This window comes from Bifidobacterium apousia, assembly GCF_007559275.1.
GTDB classification, from domain to species: Bacteria; Actinomycetota; Actinomycetes; order Actinomycetales; family Bifidobacteriaceae; genus Bombiscardovia; species Bombiscardovia apousia.
Window position 1 is genome coordinate 567464 of sequence record NZ_VMHK01000001.1, and the last position, 16166, is coordinate 583629.

The following is a 16166-nucleotide window of genomic DNA, read 5'->3' on the forward strand; positions in this document are numbered from 1 at the left end:
CGCACAGATGGGATATGCGTCTGGTGCTTGTAGATGTGAAGAGCGAGGGAGGCCCTGATGGCCAAGAGGATAGTGGTGGGGATGTTGGCTCATGTGGACGCCGGCAAGACCACGCTCTCGGAAGCCATGCTCTACCAGGGAGGGAAAATTCGCCGTCTGGGCAGGGTGGACCATGGCGATGCCTATCTGGACACCAACGATTTGGAGCGGCAGCGGGGCATCACCATCTTCTCCAAGCCAGCCCGGCTGACCTATCGCGATGTCGACCTGACCCTCATCGATACACCCGGCCATGTGGATTTCTCAGCCGAGATGGAGCGGGTCCTGTCAATCTTGGATTATGCCCTCCTAGTCGTCGATGCTACCGCTGGATTGGAAGGATACGTTGATACGCTCTGGCGACTTCTGACACGCTACAAGGTGCCTACCTTCATTTTCATCAACAAGTTGGATGCCCCTGGAGCTGATGCCGCCCGTATTCTTGAAAGCTGCAAGCAGCGCTGGTCTCCGGGCTGCTTCGATCTGAGCCGTGGACTTGAACATGGCGATATGGAGGATGTGGCCTTGCTCAACGAGGACGTCATGGATGAGTACCTCAAGACCGAGGGCATATCTGATGAGAGCCTGGCGCGGCTGGTTGCCGACCGTCGTCTTTTTCCCTGTTTCCTTGGGTCCGCCCTGCGTCTGGACGGAATCGACGCCCTTCTGGAGGGGTTTGAGCGGTACACCCTTTCGCCTGGGTACGGCAGAGAGTTCGGCGCAAGGGTGTTTAAGGTATCGCATGATGACAAAGGCGCCAGGTTGACCTGGCTCAAGGTGACCGGTGGCGACCTGCCGGTCAAATCCTCTTTGACCACCGAATTCCGTCATGGAGATGAACCCAACAAAGCATCGGGTTCTGTTGCGGAGGCGTACGGGACAGCTGGAGATATGGCGCAGAACGGACACGTTGAGACCAAAGAGACGGTTGATCAGCTTCGTGTCTATTCGGGAGCTTCCTATACGTTGACGGACTGCGCCCAGGCCGGAAGCATCGTGGCGGCCACCGGCCTTGACCTGACACGTCCGGGGCAGGGGCTGGGGTGCGAGCGGAAGGACCTGATTCCTGTGCTGGAGCCGGTGCTGTCCTATGCAGTGGCTGCCGAAGAGGTGGATCCGCACCACTTGTTGAGTGCCTTGCACATTTTGGAGGATGAGGATCCACTGCTGCATGTGGTCTGGCAGGAGCAGCTTCAAGAGATTCACTTACGACTGATGGGACAGGTCCAGTTGGAGGTAATTCAGGAGGAGTTGGAGCGGCGCTTCGGTATACAGGTCTCCTTCAGCCAGGGCGGAATCCTCTATAGGGAGACCATCGCGACCCCCGTCGAAGGGGTTGGACATTTCGAGCCCCTCCGGCATTATGCCGAAGTTCATCTGCTCCTGGAACCTACGGAGCCGGGCAGCGGTCTCAGTTTCGCATCGACCTGCAGCCTGGACCGCTTGGACGGCAATTGGCAACGGCTCATCATGACCCATCTGGCCGAGAAGGAGCATCTGGGCGTCCTGACAGGTTCGCCTATCACCGATATGCGCATCACCCTGTTGGACGGCCGCGGGCATATCAAGCACACCGAGGGAGGAGACTTCCGCCAGGCCACCTACCGGGCCGTCCGGCAGGGGCTGATGAAGGCAAGCAATATCCTGCTGGAGCCCTGGTACCACTTCAGGCTCGCCCTTCCACAGGAGAATCTGGGCAGGGCTATGTCGGACATCTACCGGATGAAGGGCAGCTTCTCGGAACCGCAGGCAGACGGGGACACTGTCGAGTTGGAAGGGGATGCGCCGGTATCACAGATGCGTGATTATGTCATCGAGGTCAGCACCTACACTCACGGCCGCGGACATCTGACCTGTTTCTTCAACGGGTATCGTCCCTGCCAGGACCAGGATGCTCTTGTGGATTCCATCGGCTATGACCCCGAGTCCGACCTGGAGAACACCCCTGATTCGGTCTTCTGCGCCCACGGGGCAGGATACCCGGTCAAATGGAACAAGGTGGAGGACTTCATGCACCTGCCCGGCGGCCAGTACATCTGAAACACAGCCTTGAGGATTCGAGCTCGATCGGTCACCGGCATCGAGCGGCATGGGGCAAGGATCATTCGGGGTTACCGGCCGCTGTTGGCTGACGATTTACCTAGAATTATGGACATGATTGATCATCTGACGCTGAAGGTTCGGGACATCCAGGCTTCCATCGATTTCTATAGCAGAGCCTTGGCACCGTTGGGGTACGTGGCCAAGGCCCACCATGAGCCCACTATTGGGTTCGGCGCAGAGGACGACGGGGCCCACTCGGACTTCTATCTGACACCGAGCGGGGATGGGACCGGCTCGCCGGTGACCCACATAGCTTTCAGGGCTGACGATGCTGCAATGGTGGATGCCTTCTACAGGGAGGCGCTCGCTGCCGGTGGCCGTGACAATGGTGCTCCAGGGCTGCGCGATTACCATCCTCATTACTATTCGGCTTTCGTTTTGGATCCGGACGGGAATAATGTCGAAGCAGTGGTGGACTGGTCAGGGGCTTAGGGGTAACTGCGTCAGTCCATATATGGGATTATGCAAGCATTTGAGCGCTTGGGAAAGCCTAGGATGACCGGTATGACCTATACAGCCGCATTCGACGTGGGGACCACGCAAGTCAAGGCCGTTCTTGTGGATGACCAGGGCTCTGCCAGGGTGTGCGCGTCCAGCGGTCTTCTGCCGCTCAACACAGGTGACGGGCGTATCGAGCAGAATCCCGAGGATTGGTTGCAGGCCTTCATTGAGGTGTCCCGTGATCTTTTGGCCAGGGCCGGGCGGAGCATCGAGCACTTCAAGAGCGACCAGGTCGCCGGCATCATCATGAGCGGACAGATGCAGGACCTGATTGCCCTGGATGCACTGGGGCAGCCCGTCGGGCCGGCGATCCTGTACGCGGACGGCAGGGCCGAAGAAGAGTCTGCTGAACTGACGGAAACCTATGGGTCTGAGTCCTTTCACACCGTAGTGGGGAATCCCTGCGATGGGTCCCTGCCGGTGGCCAAACTGATGTGGTTGTCCAGGCATCAGCCCGACCGTTATGCGCAGGTTCGCCATGTGCTCATCGATGCCAAGGATTATCTGATTTGGTGGCTGACCGGTGTCTACTGCGGCGATATGACGGCCTGCTCGACGGCAGGCGCCATGGATCTGCGCTCGCGGAAGTGGAGAAGGGACATCCTGGAGGCAGCAGGTGTGGATGCCGCGATCTTCCCGGAAGTCTATTGGCCATGGGAAAGCATCGGCGCCAGCACGCCGGGTGCATCCGCTGCCACGGGGTTTGCTCCGGGAACCACGGTCTATGCGGGAATGGGGGATGCTGGCGCATCCACCTTGGGCGGCGGGGTATTCCATCCCGGTCAATTCAATATCAACCTGGGCACATCCGGTTGGATTGCCACAGTGACAGACCAGGCTGTAATTGACCGCCCCGGAATGGTCAATTTGGCCTATCTGGGTACTGACAGCATCATCAATACAGTGCCCTTCCTCAATGCTGGCAACGTGCATGCTTGGGCCACCGGAGTCTTTGCAGGGGGCAGTCCGACCGTGGCCGACAGCGATCCCTATCGACGCATGGGGTATTTGTTGGAATCCAGTCCGGTAGGAGCGCGCGGCGTGATATGCCTGCCCTATCTGGTGGGGGAGCGCTTCCCTATGATGAACCCTTCGATTCGGGGAGCTTATGTCGGCGTTTCTTCCGAGACGGAGGCCTGCGACCTTGCCCGAGCCGCGCTGGAAGGTGTGTCCTATTCGATTCGTCAGGGGCTTGACTTGCTGGGCACGCCTATCGAACGCGTCACCCTGATTGGCGGCGGAACCCGCGAACCCCAATGGTGCCAGATGCTGGCGGATATCCTTGATGCGCCCGTTCAAGTGCTCGATGATGCCCATCTCATGCCTGCGGTGGCCCTGGCTCAGCTGGTCTCTGTTGGCAAACAGGCCAAGCCCTCTTCACGGCCTGATTTGGAGGGCTTGGAGAAATTGGTGGAAGCGAACCTTACAGGAGGCGTCTTTTCTCCCGACGGTGCAAACCGTCAAGTGTACGATGCTGGTTACAGCCGGTTCCGGCGTTTATATCCAGCTTTGGATGCACTTCGGTAAATGTCCATCGGATGCAGTTGTTCCTCATGTCCGGTGAGGACGATTCAGGCTGGAGTAATTTTGGCAACTATTTTGTCTGTTTTCGCATGCTCGTAGACTGCGACAAGCAAAGCCATAGAAATTCAAATAAATGTGACTTCACTATGCTGGTGGATTCTTATCGGCGATGATTATAAGTGTGTACTGTTGTGCGTACTATCTTGGTTCAATATCGACCAAAACAGCCCGATTCGAATTTTGCGCTGATTTTTTGCGAATTTGTTGAACGGCGGAATACCGCCACTTTCCAACCCTTTGCCTGGTACCCCCGGAGAGAGTCGAACTCTCGCTGTCAGATTGAAAGTCTGGTGTCCTAACCGTTAGACGACGGGGGCGAACGTGCCCATGATACCCGCCCCCTATGGACCAGGCAAACCTGGTGTGCCGTCCGCCGGTCAGTGATCCTCCTGGTCCAGCTCCTGGTCGCGGCGATGGAAGAGCTCCATCTGTTCGCGGATCCAGACACGCTCCGCAGGGTTGATATCGGCGGATTCCAGGTACTTCTGGTAGACGGGATAGAAGGCCCTGAGGATGGGGTAGATGGCGTAAAGGGTGTGCTCGGGCTTCTGCTCCCTGGTGTGTTGCGGGTGGGCATCAAAGGTGTTCTTGAAGCGCTGCATGTAGTGGCGGAAGGATGTGAAGGAGGTGTCCATCCGGCGGGCGCTGATGCCCACATTCATGTCCTTGCAGTAGACCGTCTTGAACCCCTGGTCGATCAGGTGCAGGGAGATATCGACGTCCTCGTGCATGATGTCCTCTTTGTCCCTGCAGACGTGACTGCGTATGGCCCGCCAGGCAGTGGCGCGCAGGGCCATGTTGGAACCGTAGAGCAGGTATTGCCCGTCGTCGGCCCGGTAGATGGCCCTGCGGATGGTGTTGTCGCCCTTGAGCCCGATCCTCTTGCCTGGCATGTCATAGTAGGCAACCGGTCCAGTGGCGCCCATGGCCTTGGGGTCCCGGGTGAAGATGCCGGAGACCACCTCAACCCAATTGGGACGAAGCATGCAGTCGGCGTCAATCCGGCCCAGCACATCGCCGGTTGCCCGGTCAAGTCCGTAGTTGCGGGTGGGGATCAGCCCCTGTTCACTGTCCTGGTGGAGCAGCCTGACATGCTGGTCAGGGTTCTGGTCAATGAAGTGCTGGACGATGGAGGCCGTTGCGTCTGTGGAGTGGTTGTCGACTACCAGCACCTCCTTGGGTGCCTGGCTCTGCCTGGTGGCGTTCAGGAGGCAGTCCTCAATGCGTTCTTCCTCATTCCAGGCGGGTATGACTATGGAAACGGTCAACATACCCCTCAGGATACGTGTGCCCGGATACACCGTCGGCTCAACCTGTGCCCTACAGCCCGCCATGTCAGCCATCTTGGGATAATGGAACATATGGCCAACGAGCAAAAGCAGCGCTTCGATTTCGCGACGGTCTTCCCGCCCAAGGGGGATCCGCGCCGACCTCCGGAATGGTTCGGCCGCGCCCTCCTCTATGTAGCGATAGCGGTCTTTCTGGCCTGGTTCGCTTACGCCTCCTGGTGGAAGATCGAATTCCTGGTGCTGGATGTGGTGATCGCCATCTTTGTCTCCCTTGCCATGGAACCTCTTGTGATCAGACTGGTCAGACATGGCTGGCGGCGGGGAGCAGCCTCTGCGGTCACGCTGGTAGGGCTGATCATCATTGTGATCGTCCTTATGGGGATGTTCGGCAACCTGCTGGTTCAGCAGGTCATCGGCATGGCCAACGGGGCTCCAGCCCTCTATGAGCAGGTGGCGGAATTCATCGCCAGCCGCACCCCTTGGCACCTGCCGGCCATGCAGGATCTTGGCGGTGAGATCGTCAAGAACATCCAGACCTCATGGGTGACGGACTTTGCAGGACAGGCCCTGAACACCACCGTGGGCCTGGTGGGGTCCTTCATTAATATCATGACCGTCCTGCTGGTCATCTACTACATCTCCGCCGCAGGGCCCAAACTGCGCCGCAGCCTCTGCCAGTGGCTGGCCCCCAAGAGCCAGCGCCGTTTCCTTTTTGTCTGGACCATCGCCCAGGACCAGATCTCCAGCTTCCTGTTCAGCAGAACCATTCTGGCGCTCATCTCCGCAGCCTGCATGTCGGTCTTTCTGGTCATTCTGAAGGTGCCCTACTGGCTGCCGCTGGCCCTCTTCTGCGGGCTGGTATCCCAGTTCGTGCCCACCATCGGCACCTACATAGGCGGAGCTATTCCCGTAGTGGTGGCCTGGGGAAGCCGCGGACTGCTGGTGGCTGTGATCGTGCTGGTCTACATCATCATCTACCAGCAGATCGAAAACATGATCCTGGCCCCCAAGATCTCCCAGCGGACCATGGACCTCAACCCTGCTATCGCCTTCCTCTCCGTACTGGCTCTGGGTGCGGTCTTCGGTGCCCTGGGGGCCTTCCTGGCCCTGCCTCTGGCGGCCAGCTTCCAGGCTATATTCTCGGCTTCGGTCAGGCACTATGAGCTGATCGACTCTCCACTCATGCAGGATCCCAAGCCGGTCGGCAAGTCCAAGGTGGTCGAAGGTGTCGAGGCTTTCAATGAGCACGTGGTTCAGCCGGTGGCAAGCCATGTGGGCAGCCGATCGGCCAAGGGGACCAGCGCCAGGGTCCGAGTGGACGATCCGGTCATGACGATTGCCCGCGAGCTCTACCCGACCTCTTCCCCGACGGCCAAGGATCTGGATGAGTCGGCCACGGTTCCCATACCCAAGTCCGCCTCAGCCCCCGTAAGGCACAGGCCGCTCAAGGGCACCGAGACTGCGGACGAGGCCTCCGAGGGGGAGGATAACCCCCGCAAGGAGTGGCGCTGATGGCTCTGCTCAAAGTACTGGACGTTCTGATGATGTTGCTGGGCGGGGTGGGCATCGTCTACCAGGCCATCTGCATCGTCATCTCCTTTGTCTCCAAGCCTACGGTCTTTCCCGAGGCCCCATTCGACAAGCGGTTCGCCGTCCTTATTTCCGCCCGCAACGAGGAGCAGGTGGTCGGTCATCTGATCAATTCCATCAAGGAACAGACCTATCCGTCCTCCATGATCGACATATGGCTGGTGGCCGACAACTGCACTGACGACACCGCCGGACTGGCCAGGTCCCTGGGCTGTCATGTGGTAGAGCGGCAGGATCCGAACCAGGTGGGCAAGGGCTACGCTCTGACCTTTCTGCTGGACCAGATACTTGAGCGGGGCCTTGCCTCCCGCTACGATGCCTATTTCGTCTTCGATGCGGACAACCTCCTGGACCGCCATTACATCGAAGAAATGAACAAGGCCTTCCAGTCCGGCTTCCGCATACTGACCAGCTACCGCAACTCGGTCAACTTCTCTGACAACTGGGTCTCCTCCGGCTCAGCCCTATGGTTCATCCGCGAATCCCGGTTCCTCAACACCTCAAGGATGGTCATCGGCTCCAGCTGCCATGTGGGCGGCACCGGGTTCATGTTCTCCAGGGAGGTTATGGAGCGCAACAACGGCTGGAAGTTCCACCTGCTGACCGAGGACCTGGAGTTCACTATGGACTCGGTGCTGCACGGCGAGCGCATCGGTTATTGCGGCACCGCCATCCTCTATGACGAGCAGCCGGTTACCTTCAAGCAGAGCTGGCGGCAGCGGCTGCGCTGGAGCAAGGGCTTCCTTCAGGTCTTCCGCTACTACGGGCCCGCCCTGATCTCCAGAGCCTTCCGTGAACGCGACTTCTCGGCCGTGGACCTGACCATTCTCATCTGCCCGCTGACCGTCCTGGCTCTGGTCCGCTGCTTCTTCGGTCTGCTCTTCCCGGCTCTGGGCTTCGTGACCTGGACCAGCCAGGTGACTGAACTGATCAATGGCATCGCAGCTGGAGTGCTGGGTGTCCTGGCCATGATGGGCCTGGCCGCACTGACGGTCCTGGCCGAGCGGGACAAGATCGGCGCATCCAACAAGGAGCTTTTCGCCTACTGCCTGAGCTTCCCCATCTTCATGCTCAGCTACCTTCCCATCTCCTTCCAGGCCATCTTCGCCAATCCGGGATGGAAGCCCATCGAGCACTCAGGGCATTGAGGCCAGTCGTCCCTCAACCGGCACCGAGCCAGGGGTGGGATGGGATAGACTTAAGGCCATGTCCGACGAAGCGCAGCCACCCAGGATGACCGCCCAAACGGCAATGGTCCCTCCGCCAGATCCGCAGGCAGCAGTCTCTATCCGTGCCTTGGTCAAGTGCTACCGGGGCCGGCCGGCTGTCAACGCCCTCTCTCTGGATATTCCCAGGGGGTCCTTCTACGGGATAGTCGGCCCCAATGGCGCAGGGAAGACCACCACGCTGAACATGATGACCGGCCTGCTGATGCCCGACTCCGGCAAGGTCATGATCCTCGGCAGAGACGTGTGGTCGGACGTGGATACGGCCAAGCGGGTCATCGGCGTCATGCCCCAGGGCGATCAGATCTTCGACAGGCTGACAGGTCTGCAATTGCTGGTCTACTCGGGCATGCTTCGACGGATGCCGCGCAGTGAGGCGCTGGGCCGGGCCAGGGACCTGCTGGAGGCCTTCGACCTGACTGATGCCGGCGGCAAGCGGGTCTGTGATTATTCATCGGGCATGACCAAGAAGATCTGCCTGGCCACGGCCATGATTCATTCCCCTAGGCTTCTGGTGCTGGATGAGCCCTTTGAATCGGTCGACCCGGTCTCCAGCGCCAATCTTAAGGACATCCTGGCCGAGTATGTCGATACCGGAGGAACAGTGGTGATTTCCTCGCATGTCATGGCCCTGGTGGAGCGGATGTGCACCCATGTGGCCATCATCGACCATGGTCTGGTTCGGGCTGATGGCACGGTGGCACAGGTCGCTGCCGGCGAGGATCTGGAGGATCGCTTCCTGGAGCTTGTCGGAGGCCGCCACCAGGCTAAGCGAATCGCTTGGCTGAACGGTTCCGGGTCCGAGGAAGACCAGGAGACGGAATGAGCACGGCATCCACCATCATCGCCATGCGTTGGTCCATTACCTGGGGAACCATCAAGCACTCCTCCTGGCAGTTGGTCGGCGCCATCATCAGCTTGCTCATGGCCATAGGCATCTGCTTGGCTTCGTGGCAGGTCGCGCTGACACTCGGGGGCTGGCTGCCCAGTGCTAGTCCGGGCGACCGGCAGCGTATGGGAACCATCTTGGTCCTGTTCATGGTCGGGCTGACTCTGGGAGTGATCCTGATTCAACTGGCTTTTCTGGGCCAGGGGTCGATTCTGAGCTCTTCGCGATTCGTCCTGTACGGGATTCCTGACAGCCAGCTGCAAGTGGGGCTCTACCTGGCTGGGCTGACTGGGCCTGCAGGATTGACCGGCCTTGGCTGCTTCCTCGCTCTGACAGCCATCTATGCCCGCACGGGTGTCGGAGCCACGATCATGGCTTTGATCGCAGCCCTGTTGGCTGTCATGGTGATGCTGGCCCTATCCCGGGCTGTTTTGGACCTGGTCGGTACCTTGATGGTTTCTCAGCGCTCCCGATCCGGACTCTATCTGCTGGTCACCGTGGTGATCATGCTTTTGTGTCTGCTGCCCTCTCTGCTGGACAGCGGGATTATGGATGGCATGGCAGTCGACACTGACTCCCTCAAGACCGCGGCCGACATACTGGCCTGGACGCCGCTGGGTGCCGCTGTCCGCCTGCCGGAGGATTTCCTTTCAGGATCATGGTGGGCTCTGGTAGGACGTCTGTGTGTGGAGCTGACCACCCTTGCTCTCTGTTTCATGATCGGCATGCTGTGTCTGCGTCATGACCGTTTATACGCGGGGGCCAGTGCTGAAAGGTCGTCTGCCCCCAGGGGGCTGGGGCTGCTGGGCCGGTCCCGGAACGTAGTGGATGCCATGATTGCGCGATCGCTGATCTATCTTCGTCAGGACCCCCGCAAGCTTGTCAGCTATCCGCTTCTGCTTGTTGTGGTGATTCTGTACGCGATAATCTTCCGTCAGATGCCCATGATGCTATGGCTGGGACCGATTGTGGGCGCCTGGGTGCTGGAGGTTCCCGAGGGCAACGCCCTGGCCTACGATGGGCTTGCCTTGCGCATGGAGATAGCGGCGGGAGTGAAAGGTCGTGAGGACCGGCTCTCCCGTGTCCGCAGCCATCTGAGTGTAGCTCTGCCCTGCATACTCCTGCTTGGGCTGGTGACTTTGGTATTCTCCGGGGCAATGAAGGGCGGACCAGATCTGGTCATCTCCTTGGATATGTTGGCCGCGACCATAGGATTGCTCCTGTCTGGGCTGGGAGTTGCCCAGGTCTTCTCGGCCCTGCTGATTTACCCGGTACCCTCCATGGACCAGCCTTTCACCTCGCCGCAGGGACGTGCCGTGGCCCAAGGCTTCCTGCCGATGCTGCAGTTGCTGGCTAGCCTGGTGATCATGCTGCCCACCCTTTTGGTGGCATTGCCGGCCATTATCACAGGCGGGATTCTTCCCCTCTGGCTGCCCGTGCCGGTCGCACTGGCGAACGGGCTGATTGTGCTTGCCGCAGGTGTCGCTTTAGGATCCCGGATCTTCGATCGTCGACAGTCGGCCATTCTGCTGACGCTGGATCGCTATGCCTCTCTGCAGTCCTGAGGCAGTGACAGAACCAGTACTAGGCTAGTTGGTTGGTGCCTACCGATTCGAACTCGGTTGGCGAACACAAGTCCGGGAGTGAGCAATTGGGTGACAGACATCAGCTGCGCATGACACGTCGTCGGCGGATCAAGCGACGCTGGCGGGTGGCCTTGGCCATGCTTGTGGCTGTCATACTGGTCGTCGGCTATGCAGGCATGGATCTGGCCGACCTGGTGCCCGGACCGCTGACCTTGGCCAAGACCAGCCATTCCTCGGCCCCTCCTGCGGTCATGGTAGGAGATCCTCCGACCCTCGCCGCGGACAAGCCTGGGTCTGCAGTGGATGCCGGCCAGGTCCAGCAGCTGGTCGATGCTTTCGCCAGTGCACCGGGCCTGGGCAATGGGTACTCGCTGGTCGTGCGACAGGCCGACGGACGGGTGCTGGCCCAGAAGAACGCCGACCAGGCACGCCAGCCGGCCTCCACTATGAAGACCTTGACCGCAGCCGCAGCCGCCTCTGTTCTGGACATGTCTTCACAGCTGGATACTGAGGTGGTTCTGGATTCCTCCACCCCCTCGCAGGCCACGCTGACCCTGCGCGGTCACGGCGATATGCTCCTAGGGGCAGGCAAAGACGACCCCTTGCATGTCAATGGCCGGGCCGGACTAGGGACCCTGGCCGAGAAGACGGCTCAGGCTCTGCGCCAGCAGGGGATCGACCGAGTGGCCCTGGCCTACCAAGACACGCTTTTCGGCGACGATCGGGAGCCGGAGGGCATTGCAGAAAATAATCCTGATGGAATCTACTTCCAGGTGCCTGTCTCCATGGCTGTGGATGAGGCTCGGCAGGGACGCACTGAGCCTGTCGCCTACCCGGATGCAGGGGTTTACTTGCCCAGGGTCGAAAACCCGGCGGAGGCCGCTGCCGTATCCTTCGCCAGCAGCCTGATGGAGTCCGGGATCCAGGTGGATCATGCCCAAGGGCCCGAACGGGCTGACCATGCCCAGGGCAGGGTTCTGGCCCGTATCCGCTCGGCGCGGCTCAGCGAGATCATGTCGCTGATGCTGCGCAACTCCGACAACAGTCTGGCCGAGCTTTTCGGCCGTCTGACCGCCTTGGCCCTGGGCATGCCCAACAGCCCAGCCGGGGCTGTGAAAGCCGTGACCAGCACGCTGAACAAACTGGGCGTGGACACCGCGGGCCTCAACATGGCCGACTGCTCGGGGCTTACCCCTGGCTCCGTCCTGCGGGTGGGCACCTTGGCTGACGTCCAGCAGCTGGCTCTTGCCGACAAGGGCTTGACCCCCCTAGTCAAGGGCCTGTCTGTAGTGGGCCTGACCGGCACAGCGGCCAGCCGAAAGGTGGATGACCAGGCTGATGGACTGATTCGGGTCAAGACCGGCACTCTGGATCAGGTGACCTCGCTTACGGGCAATGTGATTCGTCGCTCCGGAGGTGTTTTGGTCTTTGCTGTGGTCATCAACGATTCCGAGGATGTGGCTGCTGCCAGACAGGCTGTGGACACCTTGGTCGGATCCTTGGATCGGATTTGAGCAGGAAGAAGCCTGGACCATGGTCTATTCAGCGGCAATGAAAAAGGCGGTGGGGCTCCTGCGTTCGACCCTTGAAGGGGAGGGCCTGGGCCTGCAGGATCAGCGGTTCGCTCATCACGGGGTGCATCAGCCCGATCAGGATGCCCCATTGATTCTGGTGGCCTGCTCGGGAGGCCGGGATTCCTTGGCCCTGGCCTGTGCGGCCCACCTGGTGGCCGACATGACCGGGCTGCGGTGCGGTGCCCTGCTGATCGATCATGGTCTGATGCCTGATTCGGATCAGGTCGCAGAGCGTGCGGCTGGAACCTGCCGGAAGCTGGGATTGGATCCGGTCCGCGTCACCAGAGTGGATGTACCGGTCACCTCGGCCGGCCCTGAGGCCGATGCACGTGCAGCCCGCTACCAGGCGCTCTCCGAACAGGCCCTCAAGCTGGGGGCCAAGGCCGTCCTTCTGGCGCACACTCGTGACGATCAGGCTGAGACGGTGCTGATCGGACTGATTCGCTCACAGGGGCTGGAGGCCATCACCGGCATGGCTCGGCGTGTGGAGCGTGGGGGAATGCGTTACCTGCGTCCCTTTCTGGACCTGGACCGGAAGGATACCACGGCTATTTGCCGGCAGCAGGGGATCGACTGGTGGGATGACCCTACTAACGGCGATGATCGACCGGCTGATTCCACGCTTCCCGAGACGCTGCCGCTGCGCTCGCGGATCCGCCACGACCTACTGCCCGCCTTGAATCGCTTCGCTGGTCGGGACATGGCCCGCCGCCTGGCCCTTGGCGCCGATATGGCCCGTCTGGATCAGGATTACTTGGACACCCAGGTCGATGGGTTGTCCCAGCGGCTGGTCACCCGCCCCGATTCGGACCAGAGGGCCAAAGGGGTGCTGGCCCGCTTGGATGCCCACGGATTGGCCGACTGCCATCCGGCTCTGCGCACCCGCTTGCTGGCCCAGGTACTGAGCAAACTGGGCATACGGTTCACAGCCGTGCAGGTCCGGGCCCTGGATGATTTGGTCTGCCGATGGCACGGCCAGCAGGGCCCCCGTTTTCCCAGCTCCCATACAGCAATCCGTAAGGGTCAAGTCATTCTCATATGCAATGATGGAGACCATGCGCATCGCTGATATTCAATCCCATATCGACCATGAACTAGTGTCCAAGGAACGGATAGAAGAGCTGATCAACCGGACGGCCGAGCAGGTCAGCCGGGATTACCGGGGTAAGAACCCGATCATGCTGGCCGTGCTCAAGGGGGCTTTCAACACGCTTGCCGCCCTCTCACAGGCCGTCACCATTCCGGTTCAGATCGAGTTCATGAGCATCTCCAGCTATCCGGCAGGCAAGACCAGCGTTTCTGAGGGAGACCTGGACATCAGGATGGATCTGGACTGCGATGTGCGCGGTCGGCATATTCTGATCGTTGAGGATATTATCGATTCCGGCTACACCTTGCACTGGTTGGTTGAGCATCTCAAGGAGCGAGGGGCTGCATCGGTGGAGATTTTCACTCTGCTGGACAAGACTTCGCGACACGAGGTCGAGGTGGATGTCAAGTATCCAGGGTTCGCCATACCCGACGAATTCGTTGTGGGCTTCGGGCTGGATTACGACGAGCAGTACCGTAATCTGGACTCGATAGCCGTACTCAGGTCCGAGGAATACATGGACCCGACCCAGGAACAGGATCATCAGGATCAGGGGGAGCAGTCATGAGCTACTCGCAGGGACCGCAGCAGGGTCCGCCCAATGGGGGCAAGGACAACGGCGACAAGGGCAACAACCCCTTCAACTTTAACCTGGGCAACAACGGTTCTGGCCCCAATGGGGGCAACCGCCCCTTCTGGCGTTCCCCCTGGCTCTGGGGGATTCTGGCCGTGGTCATCATCCTAGCCATCTTCGGCTTCTTCAGCAGCCAGAACGGCGCACAGACCATCGACACCCAGGATGGCCTGGAGCTGCTGAACGACCGCAGCAGCATGGTCAAGAAGGCCGAGATCACCGAGAAAATGCAGGTCGTCGAGCTCAAGCTCAATAGCGACTTCGTCAAGGATGTGCCCGGCTTCCGCGGCAACCGCACCTCCAAGAACTTCGGCAAGGACGTGCAGTTCTACTACGTGGAGGCCCAGGGGCAGCAGGTGGTCAAGGCCGTAGAGAAGGCCAAGCCCTCCGAGGGGTACAACTCGGTGGTGCCGCAGACCAGCATGATGAGCTACCTGATTTCCTCCATCCTGCCCATGCTGATCATTTTGGGAGTCTTTTGGTTCCTGCTTTCGCGCATGTCCTCGGCGGCCGGCGGCGGCATGTTCGGCATGGGGGGCAAGAAGAACTCCGCCAAGCTCAGCGACGGGCAGACCCCCAAGACCAAGTTCTCGGACGTGGCCGGCGAGGAGGCCGCAGTCCAGGAGGTGGAGGAGATCAAGGAGTTCCTCAAGGATCCCTCCAAGTACAAGGCCCTGGGTGCCCGCATACCCCGTGGCGTCCTGCTCTATGGTCCCCCTGGAACCGGCAAGACCCTGCTGGCCAGGGCCATCGCCGGTGAGGCCAGCGTGCCCTTCTACTCCATGGCAGGCTCTGACTTCGTCGAGATGTTCGTTGGTCTGGGCGCCTCTCGAGTGCGCGACCTGTTCGATGAGGCCAAGAAGAACGCGCCGGCCATCATCTTCATCGATGAGATCGATGCTGTGGGCGGCAAGCGCGGCTCCGGCATGAGCGGTGGCCATGATGAGCGCGAGCAGACCCTGAACCAGCTGCTGGTGGAGATGGACGGCTTCGACAATGACACCAACCTGATCATCATTGCAGCCACCAACCGTCCCGACATTCTGGATCCGGCCCTGCTCAGGCCCGGCCGGTTCGACCGCCAGGTAGCCGTGGAAGCTCCTGATCTGGAGGGCCGTGAGGCCATCCTCAAGGTCCATGCCAAGGGCAAGCCCTTCGTGCCTGACGTGGATCTGCACACTGTGGCCGTGCGGACGCCCGGCTTCACCGGTGCCGACTTGGCCAACGTGCTCAACGAGGCTGCTCTGCTGACTGCGCGTTCCGATGCCCAGCTGATCGACAACCGGGCCATCGACGAGGCCATCGACCGCGTGCTGAGCGGACCTCGGCGGCGGACCAAGGGCATGGCTCTGGCCGAGATGCGCAACACCGCCTACCATGAGGGCGGCCACGCCATGGTGGCTGCGGCCCTGCACCACACCGACCCGGTCACCAAGGTGACCATTCTGCCTCGCGGGCGGGCCCTGGGCTACACCGCGGTCATGCCCACCACAGACCGTTACTCGCAGTCCCGCAACGAACTGCTGGACCAGATGGCCTATGCCATGGGTGGCCGTGTGGCGGAGGAGGTGGTCTTCCATGACCCGACCACTGGCGCCTCCAACGACATCGAGAAGGCCACCAGCATCGCCCGCCAGATGGTCCTGCAGTATGGGTTCTCATCCAAGTTGGGCGCCATCAAGTGGGCTGACGAAAATGACCAGGACGCCGGGCTCGATGCCCTGAAGCCCCACAACTACTCAGAGAAAACGGCCGAGGCCATCGATGAGGAGGTCCACAATCTCATCGAGACGGCTCACGAAGAGGCTTGGCGGATCATCACTGAAAACCGTGACGTGCTGGATGAGCTCGTTCGACAGCTCCTGGTCAAAGAGACTCTGAACAAGGACGAGCTGGCTGCGGTCTTCGCTGGTCTGCGCAAGGCTCCCGAACGTCAGCTCTGGCTGTCTGCGCCGGATCGGCCTGACTCCGAGCAGCCTCCGGTGGAGATTCCTGAGGAGCTCAGGCGCAGCGTAAACGGACCGTCTGCAGAGGACCAGCACTGAATTCCGAATCGGCTCG

General features: G+C 60.5%; 12 protein-coding genes and 1 tRNA gene. 11 read left to right on the plus strand and 2 right to left on the minus strand.

What is annotated here, in order from left to right; genetic code table 11:
- Positions 1-57: 57 nt before the first annotated feature.
- The 3 genes from FPK30_RS02325 (at position 58) to FPK30_RS02335 (ending at position 4170) form a co-directional block, all read left to right on the plus strand.
- On the plus strand, positions 58-2079 hold the full coding sequence (locus tag FPK30_RS02325) for an elongation factor G (protein ID WP_144085101.1): 2022 nt from the start codon (positions 58-60) through the stop codon (positions 2077-2079).
- 114 nt (positions 2080-2193) lie between these two features.
- A complete protein-coding gene (locus FPK30_RS02330) occupies positions 2194-2574 on the plus strand; it encodes a VOC family protein (RefSeq protein ID WP_144085102.1) in 381 nt (126 codons plus the stop codon).
- 63 nt (positions 2575-2637) lie between these two features.
- On the plus strand, positions 2638-4170 hold the full coding sequence (locus tag FPK30_RS02335; protein WP_415873688.1) for a xylulokinase: 1533 nt from the start codon (positions 2638-2640) through the stop codon (positions 4168-4170).
- A 299-nt stretch (positions 4171-4469) separates the two neighbouring features.
- Here the strand turns inward: FPK30_RS02335 and FPK30_RS02340 are convergent.
- Both FPK30_RS02340 and FPK30_RS02345 read right to left on the minus strand, forming a co-directional pair.
- Positions 4470-4544 (minus strand) — tRNA-Glu (locus FPK30_RS02340).
- 60 nt (positions 4545-4604) lie between these two features.
- Positions 4605-5498: a glycosyltransferase family 2 protein gene (locus tag FPK30_RS02345; RefSeq protein WP_144085104.1), complete on the minus strand. Its 894-nt coding sequence runs from the start codon at positions 5496-5498 to the stop codon at positions 4605-4607.
- A gap of 90 nt (positions 5499-5588) precedes the next feature.
- On the opposite strand from FPK30_RS02345, the gene FPK30_RS02350 reads away from it, so the two are divergent.
- The 8 genes from FPK30_RS02350 (at position 5589) to ftsH (ending at position 16150) form a co-directional block, all read left to right on the plus strand.
- On the plus strand, positions 5589-7028 hold the full coding sequence (locus FPK30_RS02350; RefSeq protein ID WP_144085105.1) for an AI-2E family transporter: 1440 nt from the start codon (positions 5589-5591) through the stop codon (positions 7026-7028).
- Positions 7028-8254, plus strand: a complete 1227-nt coding sequence (locus FPK30_RS02355; protein ID WP_045924751.1) for a glycosyltransferase family 2 protein — start codon at positions 7028-7030, stop codon at positions 8252-8254. Before FPK30_RS02350 ends, FPK30_RS02355 begins: the two co-directional genes overlap by 1 nt.
- Positions 8255-8312: 58 nt before the next feature.
- A complete protein-coding gene (locus FPK30_RS02360) occupies positions 8313-9158 on the plus strand; it encodes an ABC transporter ATP-binding protein (protein WP_144085106.1) in 846 nt (281 codons plus the stop codon).
- A complete protein-coding gene (locus FPK30_RS02365; RefSeq protein WP_144085107.1) occupies positions 9155-10786 on the plus strand; it encodes a hypothetical protein in 1632 nt (543 codons plus the stop codon). Before FPK30_RS02360 ends, FPK30_RS02365 begins: the two co-directional genes overlap by 4 nt.
- A 110-nt stretch (positions 10787-10896) precedes the next feature.
- Positions 10897-12321 carry a D-alanyl-D-alanine carboxypeptidase/D-alanyl-D-alanine-endopeptidase gene (locus tag FPK30_RS02370; RefSeq protein ID WP_144085108.1) on the plus strand — a complete coding sequence of 475 codons (1425 nt, stop codon included), beginning with the start codon at positions 10897-10899 and terminating at the stop codon, positions 12319-12321.
- Positions 12322-12340: 19 nt separating this feature from the next.
- Positions 12341-13450, plus strand: a complete 1110-nt coding sequence (tilS, locus tag FPK30_RS02375) for a tRNA lysidine(34) synthetase TilS (protein ID WP_144085109.1) — start codon at positions 12341-12343, stop codon at positions 13448-13450.
- Positions 13437-14039: a hypoxanthine phosphoribosyltransferase gene (gene hpt, locus FPK30_RS02380; RefSeq protein ID WP_144085110.1), complete on the plus strand. Its 603-nt coding sequence runs from the start codon at positions 13437-13439 to the stop codon at positions 14037-14039. Before tilS ends, hpt begins: the two co-directional genes overlap by 14 nt.
- Positions 14036-16150: an ATP-dependent zinc metalloprotease FtsH gene (ftsH, locus tag FPK30_RS02385; RefSeq protein ID WP_144085111.1), complete on the plus strand. Its 2115-nt coding sequence runs from the start codon at positions 14036-14038 to the stop codon at positions 16148-16150. Before hpt ends, ftsH begins: the two co-directional genes overlap by 4 nt.
- Positions 16151-16166: the final 16 nt, after the last annotated feature.

Bases quoted from the DNA above. Each gene is read 5' to 3' on its own strand.
- FPK30_RS02325 (WP_144085101.1), top strand. From the start codon at position 58: ATGGCCAAGAGGATAGTGGTGGGGATGTTGGCTCATGTGGACGCCGGC.
- FPK30_RS02330 (WP_144085102.1), top strand. From the start codon at position 2,194: ATGATTGATCATCTGACGCTGAAGGTTCGGGACATCCAGGCTTCCATC.
- FPK30_RS02335 (WP_415873688.1), top strand. From the start codon at position 2,638: ATGACCGGTATGACCTATACAGCCGCATTCGACGTGGGGACCACGCAA.
- FPK30_RS02345 (WP_144085104.1), bottom strand. From the start codon at position 5,498: ATGTTGACCGTTTCCATAGTCATACCCGCCTGGAATGAGGAAGAACGC.
- FPK30_RS02350 (WP_144085105.1), top strand. From the start codon at position 5,589: ATGGCCAACGAGCAAAAGCAGCGCTTCGATTTCGCGACGGTCTTCCCG.
- FPK30_RS02355 (WP_045924751.1), top strand. From the start codon at position 7,028: ATGGCTCTGCTCAAAGTACTGGACGTTCTGATGATGTTGCTGGGCGGG.
- FPK30_RS02360 (WP_144085106.1), top strand. From the start codon at position 8,313: ATGTCCGACGAAGCGCAGCCACCCAGGATGACCGCCCAAACGGCAATG.
- FPK30_RS02365 (WP_144085107.1), top strand. From the start codon at position 9,155: ATGAGCACGGCATCCACCATCATCGCCATGCGTTGGTCCATTACCTGG.
- FPK30_RS02370 (WP_144085108.1), top strand. From the start codon at position 10,897: ATGACACGTCGTCGGCGGATCAAGCGACGCTGGCGGGTGGCCTTGGCC.
- tilS (WP_144085109.1), top strand. From the start codon at position 12,341: ATGGTCTATTCAGCGGCAATGAAAAAGGCGGTGGGGCTCCTGCGTTCG.
- hpt (WP_144085110.1), top strand. From the start codon at position 13,437: ATGCGCATCGCTGATATTCAATCCCATATCGACCATGAACTAGTGTCC.
- ftsH (WP_144085111.1), top strand. From the start codon at position 14,036: ATGAGCTACTCGCAGGGACCGCAGCAGGGTCCGCCCAATGGGGGCAAG.